The 18,869-nt window shown below is 32.4% G+C and carries 11 protein-coding genes and 1 pseudogene; 3 read left to right on the top strand and 9 right to left on the bottom strand.

The features are described 5' to 3' along the window. Positions 1 to 70: 70 nt before the first annotated feature. From CIW83_RS04055 to CIW83_RS04045, 3 genes are all read right to left on the bottom strand, one after another. Positions 71 to 454, bottom strand: a complete 384-nt coding sequence (locus tag CIW83_RS04055) for a hotdog domain-containing protein (protein WP_094899592.1) — start codon at positions 452 to 454, stop codon at positions 71 to 73. Positions 455 to 537: 83 nt separating this feature from the next. Next, complete coding sequence (locus tag CIW83_RS04050) at positions 538 to 4,059, bottom strand: exodeoxyribonuclease V subunit beta (protein WP_094899591.1); 3,522 nt, start codon at positions 4,057 to 4,059, stop codon at positions 538 to 540. Continuing rightward, positions 4,049 to 6,751, bottom strand: a complete 2,703-nt coding sequence (locus CIW83_RS04045; RefSeq protein WP_094899590.1) for a PD-(D/E)XK nuclease family protein — start codon at positions 6,749 to 6,751, stop codon at positions 4,049 to 4,051. Before CIW83_RS04045 ends, CIW83_RS04050 begins: the two co-directional genes overlap by 11 nt. Before the next feature lie 237 nt (positions 6,752 to 6,988). Between CIW83_RS04045 and CIW83_RS04040 the strand changes: the two genes are divergently transcribed. Genes CIW83_RS04040 through CIW83_RS04030 form a run of 3 tightly spaced genes read left to right on the top strand, consistent with a single transcriptional unit; the run spans position 6,989 to position 11,003 of the window. Continuing rightward, positions 6,989 to 7,702, top strand: a complete 714-nt coding sequence (locus tag CIW83_RS04040) for an ABC transporter ATP-binding protein (RefSeq protein WP_235601217.1) — start codon at positions 6,989 to 6,991, stop codon at positions 7,700 to 7,702. Next, positions 7,703 to 9,787 (top strand): COG1361 S-layer family protein, encoded by a 2,085-nt coding sequence (locus tag CIW83_RS04035; protein ID WP_094899589.1) that lies wholly within the window; start codon positions 7,703 to 7,705, stop codon positions 9,785 to 9,787. It abuts the gene before it with no gap. Beyond that, on the top strand, positions 9,780 to 11,003 hold the full coding sequence (locus CIW83_RS04030) for an ABC transporter permease (RefSeq protein ID WP_094899588.1): 1,224 nt from the start codon (positions 9,780 to 9,782) through the stop codon (positions 11,001 to 11,003). The genes CIW83_RS04035 and CIW83_RS04030 overlap by 8 nt, the downstream gene beginning before the upstream one ends. 151 nt (positions 11,004 to 11,154) lie before the next feature. Here CIW83_RS04030 and CIW83_RS04025 read toward each other — a convergent pair whose 3' ends face one another. The 6 genes and pseudogenes from CIW83_RS04025 to CIW83_RS04000 form a co-directional block, all read right to left on the bottom strand. Next, positions 11,155 to 11,499: an FMN-binding protein gene (locus tag CIW83_RS04025; RefSeq protein ID WP_094899587.1), complete on the bottom strand. Its 345-nt coding sequence runs from the start codon at positions 11,497 to 11,499 to the stop codon at positions 11,155 to 11,157. Between the two features lie 223 nt (positions 11,500 to 11,722). Further along, positions 11,723 to 13,648, bottom strand: a complete 1,926-nt coding sequence (locus CIW83_RS04020; protein ID WP_143598513.1) for an S-layer homology domain-containing protein — start codon at positions 13,646 to 13,648, stop codon at positions 11,723 to 11,725. Between the two features lie 261 nt (positions 13,649 to 13,909). After that, a pseudogene (locus CIW83_RS04015) lies at positions 13,910 to 15,504 on the bottom strand (CTP synthase). Between the two features lie 189 nt (positions 15,505 to 15,693). Continuing rightward, the gene (locus CIW83_RS04010) at positions 15,694 to 16,275 is read right to left on the bottom strand and encodes a LysM peptidoglycan-binding domain-containing protein (protein WP_094899585.1); all 582 of its coding nucleotides are present in this window, start codon (positions 16,273 to 16,275) and stop codon (positions 15,694 to 15,696) included. Positions 16,276 to 16,394: 119 nt separating this feature from the next. Further along, the gene (locus CIW83_RS04005) at positions 16,395 to 17,735 is read right to left on the bottom strand and encodes an amidohydrolase (RefSeq protein ID WP_201259667.1); all 1,341 of its coding nucleotides are present in this window, start codon (positions 17,733 to 17,735) and stop codon (positions 16,395 to 16,397) included. A 1-nt stretch (position 17,736) separates the two neighbouring features. Beyond that, positions 17,737 to 18,864, bottom strand: a complete 1,128-nt coding sequence (locus tag CIW83_RS04000) for a M20/M25/M40 family metallo-hydrolase (RefSeq protein ID WP_094899584.1) — start codon at positions 18,862 to 18,864, stop codon at positions 17,737 to 17,739. Between the last annotated feature and the right edge of the window lie 5 nt (positions 18,865 to 18,869).

Genomic DNA, 18,869 nt, shown 5'->3' with positions numbered 1-18,869 from the left:
TAAGATAATTGTCACACTGAATAAAACATTTGGATTTTAATCTTTTCAATTGTGAATTGTGAACTGTGCATTACTTCCTTATCTTATCCTTTGGAACTACGCAAGTTCCCTCTGCTCTACAAACTACTACCGGTTCTTCTAGTACATCACAAGCTGATGGACTAATATCTGGTCTAGGTATTATAACCTTTCTAGCCTCAAATACCATTTTTCTAGAAGTATTCCCTACCTTTACAATTTCTCCTACTGCCTCGATATAATCTCCTGCATATACTGGAGCTGTAAACTCTACCTTGTCATAAGCTACAAATAGTCCTTCATCCCCGTCATGTCTAATAAGTAATTCTGTAGCTACATCTCCAAATAACGCCAACATTCTAGCACCGTCTACTAAATTCCCACCATAATGAGCATCTTGAGTACTCATTCTAAGTCTAATCATTGCCTTTTCCATAATGTCCCCTCCATTGCTTATGTATTTGGATTTATTATATCATATTGATAATATAGTAACAAGATATTGAATCTATACTCTTATTAAATCAATACCTTACCATATATATCAATTACTCTATCATTAAATGTTGAATAAAACAATAAATTATCTACTTTTATATTTTTATCTCTCATGATCTCTTCAAATAATATTTTATAACCCTCTAATTGTGAAGTATAGTCTCTCCTCAGCTTTCTATCCATGTCTTTACTAAAGCAAATATCTGTCTTATAATCAATGATTGTCCAGTTATCATTCTCAGACTGAATTACCAAATCCATTGTTCCATTAATAAGTATGGTTTTATTACCTTTCTCTGCAAGTTTAGTCTCATCTTTAAATAAAAAGCTTAATATCCTATTTAAAGCAGCTTCGTTCTTCTCATCTATTGCTATGGTGAAGGATAATTCAGGAAATACTTTCTTTGCATTTCTAAAAAGTTCTAAGATATCTTCATTGTTTATAAAATTATTTAATACTTTTCTGGCATATTTGTAAATCCTTCTTTTAATTATACCCCTAGCCCCTTTGTTTCCTTTTTCAATTGCAATATTAAGTATTTCTTCAACTCTATTATTAGCAATAGAATAGAATAATCCAATATTTGTTTTATTAATTTCTAAATTGTCCATACCTTCATTAATTGATATATCTAAAGCATAATCAATAATATCTTCACTAACATTATTTAATTTATTACTTTTATTAATTAGAATTTCTATGGCTCTATGTATAATACTGCCATATATCTTCCCCCTAGGCCCCATAACTTTCGGTTTTAATATTCTAGTATTTCTAAGTCTAGGGCTTATATATATTTTTCTTCTCCTCTCGTAGCCAGATTCTCTAACATCATCTCCCGCTAATTCAAACTGGGATGGAGTAACTTTTAAATAGCTAGGATTAGATATCTCTTTTATTACTCTTGAATCCTTAGTGATATCTAATTCTCTTTTCTTTTCTTCAGATATCATTAAATCTTTTATTTTAGTTTCTATTTCATTTTCTAGCTTTATTTCCTTATTTATATTTTTAGATAGAGGATATAAGAAACTTCTCTCATCAATAGCATCAGCTATAATCAATACTGATTTTCCCCTAGTAGCTGCTACATATAAAATCCTATCAACTTCTGCTTCCATAAAGAGTTTTTCTTTCTCTTTTCTTTCCATTTCCTTTGGTCCAAGGATATTATGACTTCCTGCATAAACTATGAATCCAATACTTCTATTATTCTCATCCTTTTGAACATAGTGAGTACTAGAAGAAACAGTTCTTTTTTTGTGTGCACCAACTAGTATAACTATATTAGCTTCCAACCCCTTTGATTTATGAATATTCATTATTCTTACAGCATTTTCTGCTTCTTCTTTACTTATAGGCAATTCATAATTTACCTTAGCTCTTATTAAATTTTTTAATTCTTCTCTTATTTCATATATACTGCCACAGTTTTTCGACTTTAAAATTTCTATAGTTTGCCTAAGAGCAGAATCTGCATCTCTTCTTTCCAACCTCTCATATTGTCTATGAATATCATAAACACCAATCTGACTTTCTACAACTTTTTCAATAAAGGCTATTGGGCTAAGTCCTCTTGATAAATCAACAATTTCATTCATATGGGTAAATGCCTTTTTAACGCTCAGGTGTTTAATTTCATCAATCTTATTTTTTAAGAAAATAAATTGTGATAAATTTTTATTATTCTCCATAAACAATTCTATAGTTTCTAAATCTAAATAAAAGGAATTTCTCAGAGCTGATACTATTTTTATGTTATCTCTATAATCAACTAAGGAATCTATCAAAATAAATAGATTCAGAACCTCTCTAGTGTCTCCAAGGTTTTTCTCTCCTGCCAATACAGCAGATATCCCTCTATCCTTCAATGATTTAAGATAAAATCCAGTTTCCTCATTGGTCTTTGTGAGGATCATTATATCTCCTTCTTTTACTTTTCTATTGATATTATAATAATCCTTCTCCCCATCTATTATTTCTTCTTTTCTTTTTCTAACTTTTTCAGTAATATAGTAATTCCTTAAGATATCTCCTACAATATTAGCTACATATTCTTGATCTTCCTTTTCTGGATAATTGTATTTATAAATTCCTCTTACTGTTCGTTCTTCTAAATTCTCGTTATTCCATAAGCTCAATATACCTGTGAATCCAGCCTGCACATCAGTAGAATATTCGTCAAATCCGAAGCTAATATTATCTTTATTCCTAAATGTAGATTCCACCCAGTTACATATATCATCAGATGACCTAAAATTAATATCTAAGTGTATTACCTCTCCATTATTTGATATTATTTCTTTTACTTGATTATATATTGTAATATCTGCTCTTCTAAATCTATATATAGACTGTTTGGGATCACCTACTACAAATAGAGAACCTGCCACGGGCTTACAATCCTGCCACCGCTTTACACCATTATACTCCGTTTCCTTATCAGTTAAGTGAAGTACTAATTCAGCCTGCATAGGATCTGTATCTTGAAACTCATCTATATAGAAATACTTATATTTATTTTTAAAATGTTTTCTAGCTGTTGAAGATTCCCTAATTAATTTAGAAGCCCTATATAATAACTCATTGAAGGTAAGTTTCCCTTGATATCTTTCTTTTTTATAATCTACAGCCATATTGATAAACTCTGTGCAATAATTATATACCATAGCATTTAGTTTATAATATATACCATAAATTCCTTCGATTAGATTCTTATATTCATAGGCATTATCTAAGTTCCAATACTTTTTAGCAATGACTTTTTCAAATATCACTTCTATATCAAACTCTTCCTTACCATATTCCTTTAGAATACTATCTAGATAATTTATTAGACTTTGTTTTTCTTCTAATATGAAGCGAAACAATTTCGCTAGATTAGAATTATTCTTAAAAGGCTCTATATTTAAATACTCATAATCCTTCTTTATATCTTCAAATTCCTTTTCGATTTCCTCAAATTTATAATCATCATCTTCATAGCCACTAAATCTAATGTCTGGATTTTCAAGAGCTAAAATTGCCTTACTTCTCAATTCTTTATAATCAATATTTACCTTTGACAGTAAATCTATAATCTTTTTATATTCTTCTTCTCTATCCCTTAAAAACCTATACCATATTTCATTATGAAACTCTTCAGCATCTTCTATTATTTGGTAATCCGGAGTGATGTCAGCATCAAAGGGCATTTCTCTTAAAATTAACTCACAAAAGGAGTGTATAGTTCCGATAAATATCTTATCTACGGCTTTGAGCCTTTGAATTATTTCTGGATTAGTTTCTCCTTTAAGATATTCCAGAGCCTTTAATTGAATCCTTTCTGCTAATTCAGTTGCCGCTGCTTTAGTAAATGTAATTGCTACTAAATTAGCAGGATTTATTTCTGATGTAATAATATGATTGATAATCCGTTGCACAATTATGGTAGTCTTTCCTGCACCGGCTCCCGCTTCTAAAAGATAATTTTTATCAAAGATGTTTATTATTTCTTCTCTTTTTTTCATTTCTTCTCTTATCAGTCCCTCTTTATTTACCATATCCTCCCTCCTCTTCTACTTTAGTTAACCTCTTGTCCACCATACATATAGGACTATAATCGCAATATCTGCATATACCCTCTGAATCAAATATTACTTGAGATTGTTCCTCTAATATATCCATATCTAATAAAGTCTTTATTCTATTTTCTATTACATTTATAAATTCTTCACTGAAATCTAAATCAACAATCCCATTCTTTTCATGACCTTCAAATATATAAGTAAATTTGTATACTTCTGGTCTTAAGAATATATCTTTTTTAGATTCTAATATTTTCTCTAATGTTTTTTTATAAATATAATACTGAAGTTTTTGTGTTTTTGAATAATCGTAGTCTTTATTTTTACCTCTACCTGTGGAAAACCTTAATCTTTTTTCAAAGTTATCCATACTTCCTGTTTTATAATCCACAATTCTGAATACATTCTTATCTATATTATTTATATCCACCCTGTCTATAGATCCTGATATATCTAATTCTAATCCCATAATATCTATCCTCTGTTTAGGAAGTACACCAAATATTTTATTATTCTTCCCCCTTTTATCTCCAAAGGATAATTCATTTACCAGTACTGTCCATTCACTATCATTATCTGCAATATCTATTATATTTCCACATGCATTTATTAAATTTTGTTTTTCTCTTAGATATACCTCTTGAAGCAGACAGACATTATCCCTTGCTGATTCAATACACTGTTTCTCCACTAATTCCACTATTTTCTCTTTAGTCTGTTCTTCTTCATTTAAATTAAAATAACTATCTAATACTTCATGTACTATGATGCCCTTTGTTTTTCCATCAAGCCATCTATCAACTCTGATATCTGCATCTTCTTTAGCACTTAAGCCCATTATATTTTTAAGATAAAATTTCCTAGGGCATTCAGCCAAGGTCTCCAGTGAGGTTGCAGATTTAACCATATCTCTCCCTTGAATTACTCTTTTCTTTTCCTCATATTTTTCCTGTTTTCTTTCTCCCATTATATCCTTTAACTCATTATATATTTGAGATGGCGATTGTACTTTTATGTTGACCGTATCGAAGTTTGAATAACCTATGGATATGTTCTCAAAATCAGCCGTTAATAATTCTCTTACCTTATATTTTTTATATTCATAATTATCATTTGCAAAGGAAATCTTGTCAGATATTTTAGTTCTGATCATATCAAGCAGAATAGGTGATTCTACTGCCTTATTGGATAAACTAGTACTATCTAACCCTATTAAATAAAGATTCTTTCTTCCAGTATATCCTGCGTTTTTAAAACTTGTAATAAATATACTTCCCGGCTGAGGTTGGGATCTAAGTATCTTACTTTGTTTAATATAGGATAGAACTATATCAAAATACTCATGCCTACTAACTTCCATATTAATATCTCCAATTTTATCCAGAATTTCTAAGACTGCTTGTTTCGCAGCTCCATCATATTTTTTTACATTCTTTACATACCTTGTTATTAAACTCATAAACTTTGGAATACATTGATCAAATCTAATATAATCATCTCTTGGTATAGCTTCAAATATCCCCCTAAAAAATTCTCTTAGCCAAATTCTTTTCTCTGCTTGAAATTTATTTAAATTCTTATCTCTTTCTATGGCTATATTAGTATCATCTTGTAATTTTAATACTCTATCATAGTTTTTCTTTAAGGATACAATCTTACATTCTACTAGTTCCTCATACATTTCAGGAGCAGAAAATTTATCTATTTTAATGTCATCATTGATAAAAATAGGTTTTATTTCCTTCACATTATAATAATTTACAGCCCATGTAAAAATAGTATTTATAAATCTATAAACACTGCTGGATTCAATATCTAAACCTCCGCCAAAGTTTCCAGGTATTCCATGTATGTCCAATTCAATATTAATTAAATTGACATATTTACTATTGGTATATGCTATAACCACTTCATCAAGCGGGATTATTTTTCTCTTGATGTCCTCTAAAATAATCCCTATTTCTTCCTTTGTTCCATAGCCTTCATAAAACTTAATATTTTTATTTTCAAATTCTGTCTTCCCTGAATTCTCTTTATAATAATAATTCTTTGGACGGCCTTCAACTGATTTAACAGGCATTTTAATCCTTGTACAATTTTTGAATTTCTTAAATAGTATTTCTTCTGCATTATTAAATTCAATATTAGATGCTATAGCTATTTTCTTTTCCCGATATAGATTTATATTTGATGAATTTGATGCTTCAATAATTATGTCACAGTAGTCTACAGCATTTAATTTCTTTAGTCTGGCTTTGTATTCCATATATATTTTGTCTAGATTCTTTACTTCTGGAAAATGTTCTAATCCACTGTATTTTAACTCCATTATTACCTTATATACTTCTTCAGCAGTTTTTGAATCTATTAGATTTGGTCTGAAGAAAAAACTGTCCGAATCTAACTTAGATAAATCCTTAAGTATGCCTATGATCAAATTGTTTCCTAGAATATCGTCAATTATCAATTTATTGTTATTTGCAATATATTCTTCACACATCTCAAAAGCTAAACCCTTTAGGGTCACTGTCCTAAGATTTATAGAAGGATAGCCATCTCTAGCCATCTTATTTACGATTTGCATTCCTATGGTTCTTGTTGGAACTATAAATATCTTTTCATCTAAAATATTTTCTTTACAAAATTCCCTTAATTCTATAAGTTTCATACCCTCACCCTCTTTTATCTTCTTATGGTATATAAATATTCGACATAAAAAATAAAAATCCTTTAATTTAACAAAAATATAGACTCCTAAAAGTCAACTTTAGCCATATATGCGCCTTCACCGCTTCTTACAAAACTGTAAGATAGATATATAAACTTTAATAATATTGTAACTATTTAATAAACTATATTATGGTAAAATGGAATTAGCAATAATTACATGGGGGTGAACTAATTTTTGGAGGATCTAATTGTATTAAGCAATTTAAGAAAGGTATATAGAATGGGAGATGAAAAAATTATTGCCCTTGATAATGTATCTCTGTCCATTAAAAAAGAAGAATTTATATGTTTACTTGGCACATCTGGATCTGGTAAGTCTACATTATTGAACATGATGGCAGGTTTGGAAAAACCCACAAAGGGTGAAATCACCATAGGTAAATATCCAATACACAAGATGAATGAAAGAGATGTAACTAAATTTCGTCAGAAATATGTGGGCTTTGTATTTCAATCCTATAATCTAATCCCTACTCTTTCAGCTTTAGAAAATGTAAGTCTAGGTCTTACTTTCCAAGGCATACCAAAAGCTAATAGAGAGAAAATGGCAAAACAAATGTTAATTGATGTAGGACTAGAAAAGAGACTTCACCATAAACCTTCCGAGATGAGTGGTGGACAGCAGCAAAGGGTAAGTATTGCAAGAGCATTTGTAGGTAAGCCACAAATAGTATTTGCTGATGAGCCTACAGGAAATCTAGATACAAGAACTACACTTGAGATTATGAATCTAATCACTGGAATGGCTTACGAATTTAAACAAACCCTAATTATAGTAACTCACGACGTAGAGATCGCTGATTATGCACATAGGGTAGTATATCTAAGGGATGGACATATAGAAAAGATTACAGAAAATGAAAACATAATAAAGGGGGCAGTAAATTAGATGAAAAGAGTTTTAAGTATTTTTTTAGCAGTATTATTAGTTATACTTCAAGTACCAAATATAGGATTTGCCTATGGTGAAGGAAATCCTAATTTAGTAATCAGTAATTCAAATACCTATACTGCAAAGGCAGGAGAAACTGTCTCTGTATCAGTGAAACTTACAAATACTGGAAATGGTTATGCAACTAATATTTCTGGAAGCTTAAGTGGTGAATCCACTGGAGTAGTCTATATCGATGGCTCTTCACATGATAGTATCAGAAATCTTAGGGATGGCAGTACAGGAACCTTATCTTTTAGAGTAAAAGTAGATGAATCAGCTGATGGTAAAAATTATTCATTACCACTAAATATAACTTATTATAGTGAAGAATATGGGTGGCCTGGAGAAGAAGGATATGTACCACCACAGAAATTCACATTAACAGAAAATATCAACATCAGAGTGGCACAAGATAAGACTTCACCACAATTAGTAGTCAATAGAGTAGATATCATGCCTTCTTCTACTGTTAATGCAGGGGAAACTATTGCCGTAGGCTTTGAGATAGGAAATATAGGCAGTGCCATTGCAAAGGATCTAAGAGTAACTCTAGAAGGTCTAACCAATGAAGGATTTACATTAGCAAACGGTGTAAACTATAAGACAGTTCAATCTCTAGAAGCTGGTAAGAAAACCTATATATATTTTGAATTGAAGTCTTCAAAAACATTAGCAGGCGGAAGTTATGAGCTAAAATTAGACTTATCCTATAAAGATGTAAAAAATCAAGCTATACAAGATAAAAGTAACTTCTTTATAACTGTTGCTGGAAATAAAGGTCAATCTTCTAATCTAATAATAGAGAACTTAGTTTCCCCTACAGGCTCCATTGGCCAAAATAAAGAAGTAGATATAAGTTTTGATATAAGAAATCAAGGGCAAGCAGATGCAAAGAATGTGGTCATCACAGCTAGCAGTGAAGACCAAAGTGGAGTAGTACCTAAAACAGTAAGCACTATAAAACTTAATTCCTTAGCTAAGGGTGCTACAGAAAAAGTTAATTTTAAATTTTTAACTACAAAAGCCTCTGAAACTAAAAACTACCCTATTAAAATCACAGTAAAATATGTAGATGATTTAGGAAAAGAAGATACAGTTGAACAATTCGTAGGTGTATTTGTAGTAGCACCAGAAACTGGAGATTCTACTAAGGGCAAACCAAAGTTAATCATAGATAAATATAGTTTCGAGCCACAACTTGTTAAAGCTGGAGAAAATTTTGAGATGACTCTTTCCTTCTATAATACTTCTAGCAACAAGGCTGTAAAAAACATAAAAATATTTTTAACAGCAGAATCTGGTGCTACCAAGGATACTGAAAAGGCTGGTAACTCTGCATTTACACCAGTAGATAGCTCAAATACTTTCTATATCGACTCTATACCACCTAAAGGTAGAGTTGAAAAAACTATTACTATGTTTACTGTACCAGATGCCATTGCAAAGACTCATACTATAACAGCAAACTTTGAATATGAAGATAGTGAAGGTACTGAATTAAAAGATATTGAGTTAATTGGAGTTCCTGTAGTCCAACAATCAAGACTAGAAACTGCAGAATTACAGCTTTATCCTGATGCAATGGTAGGTCAGCCACTTCCAGTATCATTGGAGTTCTATAATACCGGTAAAGTTACTCTATACAATATGATGGTTAAATTAGAAGGAGATTTCCAAACTGAAAACGGAAGCTATTATGTTGGTAATTTCGATAGTGGTAGTAGTGAATTTTTTGAAGGAATGGTAATACCATCTCAGCCTGGTGAATTAACAGGTGCTGTACTATTTACCTACGAAGACTCCACAGGTCAAAAACAAGAACTAAGAAAAGAATTTACACTAAATGTAACAGAAATGCCTCCAATGGAGGAATTCCCTGGTGAAATGCCAACTCCAGATGATATGAAACCTGGTGGGATCAAGGGAATTCTCAAATCTAAATGGCTATGGATTAGTTTAATAATCATAGGAGCTGGAGTAGGAGGTTTTATTTTCTACAAGAAAAAGAAAAAAGAAAAGGAAATGGCCCTAGATGAGTAATTTAGACTTATTTAGAATGGGAATAAAAAATCTGTGGAGAAGAAAACTAAGAACCTTTCTTACAGTCCTTGGAGTAATCATAGGAGCTAGCTCCATCATAGTAATGCTTAGCCTTGGCTTTGGAATGAGTAAATCCTTTGAGGAGCAAATAGCTCAATGGGGCAGCTTGACTACTATAAATGTTCAAAAGAGTTGGGTAGAACAGCCTGGACAAAAGCAAGCAGTCTTAGATGACAAAGCTGTAGCCTCATTTAAATTAATACCTAATGTTGCAGCTGTAAGTCCAATGCTAGAAGCCTATGGTTCCATAATTAATGGGAGATACCTATCCAATGCTCCTATTAGAGGAATAGATCCTGATTCTATGGAAGCCTTTGGATTCGAAGTAGCAGAAGGCAGACTCCTAAGTAAAAATGATGAGTTAACAGTAGTATTTGGCGGGCGAATGAAAGATAGTTTCTATGAACCGAAGTCAAGGGTTTGGAGAGAACCAAAAATAAACCTTATGAAGGATAGAATGACCCTTACCTTAGACCCAAATTATGGTTGGTCTAGTCCTGGTGAGAAGAAACCAAGCTATAAAGAATATAAAATTAAGGTTGCAGGTGTATTAACTGAGGGTGATTGGCAAACAGGATATGGAATCTATATGCCTATTACAGAAGTTCAAAAACTTCTAAAAGAAAAAGAAAAAGCTGAAAATCAAAAACCTCAGCCAGGCAGAAAAAAAGAAACTGGATACAATAAAGTAGATGTTAAAGTCAACGATATGAAAAATGTTCAGGAAGTTCAAAAACAAATCAAAGAAATGGGATATGAAGCCTATAGTTTGAACGATGAGCTAGAATCCATGAAAAAACAAGCTGCAGTAATCCAAGCTGTACTAGGCGGTATCGGTGCAGTATCACTTTTAGTAGCAGCTATAGGTATTACAAATACCATGGTAATGAGCATATATGAAAGAACTAAAGAAATTGGAGTAATGAAGGTAATAGGTGCTTCCCTTAAGGATATAAAGAGACTATTCTTATTTGAATCGGCACTTATAGGCCTTACGGGAGGTGTTTTTGGAGTAGGATTTTCCTATTTGATATCCTTCCTTATAAATAAATTTAGTGGACAATTTGGTCAGGCTATAGGTGCATATGGAGCTACAAAGATATCTATAATCCCAATATGGTTAATCTTTGCTGCCTTGGCAGTCTCAGCCTTATAGGAATAATGTCAGGATACTTCCCAGCTAGACGTGCTATGAATTTATCCGCATTGGAAGCTATAAGAACAGAATAGACTAAAAAAGAGACTAATTAGTCTCCCTTTGTAAAATGCTGCTTTCATATATAAAAGCAGCATTTTTATTCTATTTATTATTTTGCACCTTCAAGTGCAGCCTTTACAGCTTCTATAATACCGTTACTAGTATTAGTAGCTCCTGATACTGTATCAACCTCCGTTGAATTTTTCTCTACTATACTTGCAGGTACTTGTTCTATTGCAGGCTCACAGATTCCTTCTGTCTCTTCATGAGATAATACCTCTACATTTGCAATCTTTCCATCCTTTACTTCTACTGAAACTGTGATATCTCCATTATTTCCCTGTCCAGTACCTTCATATGTACTATCATTATATACTGGAGCCTTTTCACCACAGCCAACTAGAGTAAGCATCATAGCTAAAACTAGAGCAACTGCCAATATTGACTTCTTCATCTTCTCTACCCCCTTTTTTGCATATTTAGCATATCTTAAGATATGCCAGACATATATCATTATATAACAAATTATGAAAAATTTCCATTTTCTTTTAAATATAATAAGAAAAAGCCTCCAAGAGAAGCATTAGGAGGTGATTCCTTGGAACTCCTATCCACTATAAAGAATAGTCCAGTGGTTTGAATCTACAACCTGCTGGACTATTTTAATTAGTTTAATATTATCTCAATTGTATAGTATTTGCTATAAATGAAAAACCATCATAGCTACCAATTACATTTATCCTATCTCCTCTTCGTAAATCTGAAAAAGATATTGACTTTAGGTTTCTATCAGCAACTACTACATCTGATTTAACATAGACTGCTATTTCATCACCATATTTTGAGCTATCTAAATCAAAATTTTCAATTAATAGAGTTATCTCCCTAGTTCTAGAATTAATATATTGTATCTTACCTAACATACTTGCTTCTAGGCCCTTAGAATCTGCCTCTATTTCAACAATTTCATCGCCTTCTGTCACTACTTCTACATAATGGCCTACACTCAAGTCACGAGAATTTGTAATTACTCTGTCAACTCTAATATACACATCTTTGCCTAAAATGTATCTTTCTTCCTTCTTAGTTTCTTGATTTAAAATAGTTACTTCCGTATTTTGATTAAATGCAATATTTAGTCCTCGAATTTGACCCTTAATGTTCTTCTTAACTACTTTTGCCTCTATATCCTTAACCACATCGTATTCAGCTATGATATAAGCTTCATCCTTTAACTTTAAATCCTCTGGCTTTACCACTCTACTGTTCCTAGTTATATAAGTTTTACTATCGATTAAAAACTTATATGTGTTATCTTTAGAATCAACTATAGTAATATTATATTCTTTATCTCTACTATCTTTAACAGGAGTTATTTCCTTTATGATACCTTCTACCTTCTTTTCCTTACTCTCAGCTTCAATATCATATATTACTGCATTTTTAATCTTTAAATCTACTAAATCTCCTTCTTTTAAATTCTTCAAATATACCGACTTACCATCTAAATATATATCTGCATCTTTGTCTACAGTAAAGTCTTTAGATATAGTCTTCTTATCCTCTGTATATTCCACAGTCATTTTAGATGCAGTAGAGTTTAAATATTTTATCTTACCTGATATTTCTTCTTCAAGGGATGTTGCTTTAACTGATATAAGTTCTTTAGTCCCCTTCTTAATACTCAACTCTACTTCTTGCCCCTCGGCCAATCCAAGATAAGTAGTTGCCTTTCCATCTACAGTTATAGATGTGTTATTCATTACTTGATAAGCAACTTCTCCACCATTAGTATCTTCTACCATTAGGAATTTATATACTCCTACATCTGAAATCTTTATCATTACAGTTCTTAATGTCTCAGTCTCATTCTTCGGCGTTTCGGGAGTTGTAGGAGTTGTTGGAGTTGTAGGATTGCCTTTCATATAATCATAAGCTGTGGACATCATCTTAGCCATTACAGCTCTTGTCAGTTGAGTATTAGGACCAAATGTACCATCTCCCTGTCCCTTAGGATCTAATACTCCAGCATCTATTAAAACAGATACATATTTAGTTTGAATAGCAGACATACTCATTACATCTTTATAAGTCAATGATACTATTTGTTTGTTTTTAGCAGTATCTTCTAAACCCATAGCTTTAACTAAATATTCACATGTATTTATTTTACTAATTGGCTTTTTGATTTGTCCATTCTTGGAGATAGTTCTCAGTTGTGATTCTGTAATTATATTTTTATATAAAGCAATAGCTAGTCCTTCCTTAGCCCAATCTTCTATCTTAAGTTCATTCAATAACGCATTATAAGCATAGGAAGCATTAGTTTTCTCTGTTGTTGTAGGATTAGTTAATCTTGCCATCAGCGACATAGCTGCATCAAAGTTTAATATACCTTTAGGTGCATCAGGCAAAAATTTTCCATCACCTGTTCCAGCTATATATCCTAAGCTTGCCATTTCTTCAATATAAGTATAAGCCCAATGACTAGCAGATACGTCTTTAAATCTAGGTGCTGCACCATAGCTTGGGATAGATGATACTAATATTGCTGAAGCTAAAATTGTAGTAACTCCCTTTTTCCAGCCTTTTCTAATTTTCACATATAGCCCCCCTTTAATCAATTCACAATTTACAATTCACAGTTCACAATTGTTTAAGTCTAGCTATTGGGTCTTTTGTCCGACCTGTGGTCGCTTTTTTAATTGTGCATTTAAGCAGGGTACCAAAATTGTGATTTTCAATTTTGTGTACATCGCTTAGCTACTGATATTTGCCCCGCAGGGTATAATTCGGTAGTCCTTTAGGGTTTGTTCACCTAGTGCATTGTGAATTGTGCATTTGTTTTCATTTTGAATTGTGCATTATTTTATCGCTGCTTTAATAAATTCTCTAAACAATGGATGAGCTTTCGTTGGTCTAGACTTAAATTCTGGATGATATTGAACTGCTACAAACCAAGGATGATCTTTTAATTCAATCATCTCAACTAATCTTTCATCAGGAGATACTCCAGCTATAACAAGTCCTTCTTCCTCTAGCTTATCCCTATATTCATTATTAAACTCATATCTATGCCTATGTCTTTCATATATAATTTCATCATTATATATTTCAAAAGCCTTAGTGTCCTCTTTAATCTTACATGGATATAAACCTAATCTCATGGTTCCGCCAAGAGTATCTATATCCTTTTGCTCTGGCATCAAATCTATTACTGGATAATCGGTGCTTGAATTAAGTTCAGAGCTGTGAGCTCCTTTGAGACTTGCTACATTTCTAGCAAATTCTATAACAGCTAACTGCATACCTAAACATATGCCTAAATAAGGAATCTTATTTTCTCTTGCATATTTAATAGCTGATATCTTACCTTCTACTCCCCTATCACCAAATCCACCTGGAACTAAAATTCCATCTACATCAGACAATAACTCATTACAATTATCATTGTTTATTTCCTCAGCATGTATCCACTTAATCTCAACTTCCACATTATTTGCTATGGCACCATGATTTAAGGACTCGGATACAGAAATATAAGCATCTTTTAATTCAACATATTTACCTACTAAAGCAATTTTCACCTTACCTTGTGGATTATTTACTCTATCAACGATTTCATTCCACTCAGATAAATCTAGTTCTCCGCATTTTAAATTAAGATGATCTATGACTAATTGCGGAAGACCTTCTCTCTCTAACATTAGAGGAATCTCATATATAGTAGAAGCATCGCTATTTTCGATGACTTCTGATGGAGCTAAGTCACAGAATAAAGCAATTTTCTCTCTCAAATCCCTAGCTAGAGGAACCTCTGTCCTACAAATAAGTACATCAGGCTGAATACCAAGGCCTCTAAGCTCCTTCACGCTATGTTGTGTAGGCTTAGTCTTTAACTCTCCTGCCTTAGATAAAAACGGTACTAGAGTTACATGGATATACATTACATTTTCTTTGCCTACATCATATTTTATTTGTCTAATAGCTTCCAAAAAAGGTAAGGATTCTATATCTCCTACAGTTCCACCTATCTCAGTAATTACAATATCTACATCTCTTTCCTTAGATGCTCTTATAATTCTTTCTTTGATTTCATTTGTAATATGAGGAATTACCTGAACAGTTCTACCGTTGTATTCCCCCTTTCTCTCTTTGTTAAGTACAGACCAATAGATCTTACCAGAAGTTACCGAACTATATTTACTCAAATTTACATCAATAAATCTCTCATAATGACCTAAATCTAAATCTGTTTCTGCACCATCGTCGGTAACAAACACTTCGCCATGTTGATAAGGCTCATAGTCCCTGGATCAACATTTATATATGGATCAAATTTTTGAATAGTAACCTTAAGTCCTCTGCTCTTTAAAAGCTGCCCTAAACTAGCAGCTGTAATACCTTTACCTAAGGATGAAACTACTCCACCTGTAACGAATATATACTTAGTGGACACTTTAACAAAACCTCCTCAAAATAACTCTTTCAATTATATTCTATCCTATTAGTTTATCTTATATAAAAAAATATGTCAATTATTTAGATGGTTACAAAAAGGTGAATAAAACAGACAAAGGGATATTCTCAACATCAGTTTTGAGAATATCCCTAGCTTATATCATCTAATTAATTTTTAGATTTTAGATTAAGGTATGCAAATTACCTGACCTATTTGTAGGCTATTTGGATTCACAGTTGGATTAGCACGTTGAATAGCATCTACTGTAGTGTTAAATCTTTGTGCAAGAGTAAAGAAAGTATCTCCAGCTCTAACTGTATAGGCAAATGTTCCTGGAGGACAGGTTGTAGTCGGAGCACAATTTACACCAAGTGCAGTCCATGTCATTCTACCCACTATTCCATCAGGTACAAGATTTCTACTTCTTTGGAATGCTATAACGGCTGCCTGTGTTCCAGTGCCGAAAATACCATCTATAGCTCCTGGATTAAATCCTGCGTTCCTTAGAAGTTCTTGAAGTTGTGCTACAGAAGCTCCTCTACTGCCAATACTTAAAGTAGGACAGCTAGATATAGGTGGCGGTGGAGCAGCTGTTGGTACACAAATTACTTGACCAATAAACAATCTATTTGGATCCACCCCAGGGTTAGCTGCTATTAAAGCATTAAGAGATATTCCAAAGGTTCTAGCTATTTGGAAGAATGTATCTCCTGCTTTTATAATATATGGTGTTGATCCTATAGGGCATGTTATTTGATTAATCTCCATGGTTTAACCTCCCTTATTTGAATTATAACTCAATATATTATATTCAAATAAAAACGATAGGTTCCAAATGAGAAGGAAATGAGTGTAATAATAAGGAAAACTCCTTTTAAAATGTAAATCTATTTATCTAAAAACTCCTTTTTTATGATCTTATCATTTGAATCCATAAAACTAAGGTATTCTTCTTTTGTCATAGCGGGAACAAAATCTTTAAGGATATTCTTAGCTTCTTTTGCATTATCAAAGAGCAAATCTATTATGGTTAAAGCTAATGCCTTAGCTGGCTCCAGATAGAGGTACTCCTCATCAACTATACAATATTCTTTTGAATGAAGTTCTCCCCTTATGCCACCGAACATAGGATGTAAAGTCGGCATAATATGGGATACATCACCTAAATCAAAGGAGCCTGTAAAATCTCCTCCTTGTATTATATCATCTTGGGGAATTCCAAGACTTAACAGATTCTTAAATAATATCACTTCCATATTTTGATGTTTTAGCATTGGCAAATATCCTGGTAATTCCTTGATTTCAATATTTGCACCTACAGCCATGGCTCCAGCAATCAATGACCTATTAACCTTTTCATTGGCATCTATCATTGCTTGTACGGTTCTCGCTCTTGTATATGATTCCATTCGCACATCTGCTGGTACTACATTTACAATGTCTCCACCCTTTGTTATGATTGGATGAATCCTTACTTTATCACTATCTAGGAATGTCTCTTTTTGAGCATTAATATTATTCATGGCTAATAATGCTGCATTCAGTGCATTTACTCCTTTGTGCTGAGCATTACCTGCATGAGCCTCTCTACCAATAAACCTAACATCCTTTCCAATAAATCCGTTACTTACTGGACCAACCAATACCTTTTTATCTCCTGTATCTAGAATATGAAACATAATGGAAATATCAACATCATCAAAGGTGCCATTTCTTATTAATTCTTGTTTTCCCCCAAAATATTTGATAATTCCTTTTTCCTTAAGTTTATTTCTGTAATCCAGTTCTACAAATTCTTCTGCAGGTGTTGCAATAAAATCAATTTTGCCATCTAATTCCTTATATACATCTGACTTTATAAGTCCAATTGCCACAGCCAACATTCCTGCAATCTGTATGTTATGTCCGCAAGTGTGTGAAGCTCCTGAATCTAAAGCATCTTGATGACCATTACAAACTATACCATCTAGTTCACCTAAAACTGCAATCTTTGGGCCAGATTTATCTTCATTTATTTGAGCTTTGCAACCGGTATAGGCAATATTATCAACTACATTAAGATTTAATTCATTCTTGAAAAATTCTTTAACAAGTTTTGTAGTTTCAAATTCCTTATAGCCAAGTTCTGGATTTTGATAAATCTTTCTACCTATATCGAAAATCAAGTTTCGATTTTCCTCAATCGCAGAAATTACTTTAGATTTCATTTTTTCTTTTTCAATGCCCATTTTACTGTTCATCCTTTTTTATATATCTAATAATCGCCTCTGTTGTTTTAAATAGCTCATCAATCTCTAAATACTCATCAACAGTATGCACCTTATACATTCCAACTCCAATAATAATTGAATTAAATCCTTGTTTAGCAAATATATTGCTATCTGATCCTCCTCCAATCACCTTAAGTTCAGCAGGGACATTAATTTCTTCATATATTTTAGAGAATTCTTTGGCAAAACTCAAATCATCCTTTGGTTTCAATACCGGATAATCACATTTATAGTCAAATTTATATATTCCGCCTAATTTTTCGACTGCATCTTCACATATCTTTTTATAGGATTCAATAATTTCTAGAATTCTTTCTTCTGAATGACTTCTTACCTCCCCAGTAACTCTACACATATCCGGAACTACATTTGAAGGGAATTCAGAGCTTATTGTGGAAATATTTGATGTAGTCAAATCATCTATTCTGCCTATATCCATACGAGATAAAGCATAAGACGCAAGGCTAATAGCATTTATACCCTTTTCAGGCTCTATTCCGGCATGGGCCTTTCTACCTTGAAAATTAATTTCAATATCATACTTACTTGGAGCAGAATGTGCAATAATTCCAGCAGCTCCAGCATTATCTACAACTACCATATTTTTTGAAGGCATCATGTCTTTAGGAACTTTTTCCCAATTAAAATGTTTTGCACCAAGCATACCTACTTCTTCACAAGGTGTTAAAACAACATAAATGTCTTTGTGTGATATCTTCTCTTCTTTAATAGTCCTTAAAACTTCTATAATGCTCGCTATTCCGCCTTTATCATCTCCACCTAATGTAGTAGTTCCATTAGTTCTAATAATATTATCTTCTATTATTGGCTCTACATCTAAATTAGGTTCTATTACATCCATATGGGCAGCAAGTGTAATTCCATCACCTTCTATGTCACCAGAAAACTTAGCTATGATTGAAGGTGAGTCTCCACCATATTGTAAATATCCTTCATCCAAGTATATTGATGCCCCCATTCCCTCTAGCAGTTCAACAAGATAGCTTGCATACTTTCCTTCTTTTTTTGAAGGTGAATGAATCTTTAACATCTCAACTAGGTTGTTTAATAATCTTTCTTTATTCAAGACTA

Origin of the sequence: Tissierella sp. P1 (assembly GCF_002266425.1) — a bacterium.
Taxonomy (GTDB): Bacteria; Bacillota; Clostridia; order Tissierellales; family Tissierellaceae; genus Tissierella; species Tissierella carlieri.
The sequence above is the reverse complement of the archived record's forward strand: the minus strand, read 5'-3'. Positions and strand labels throughout refer to the sequence as shown.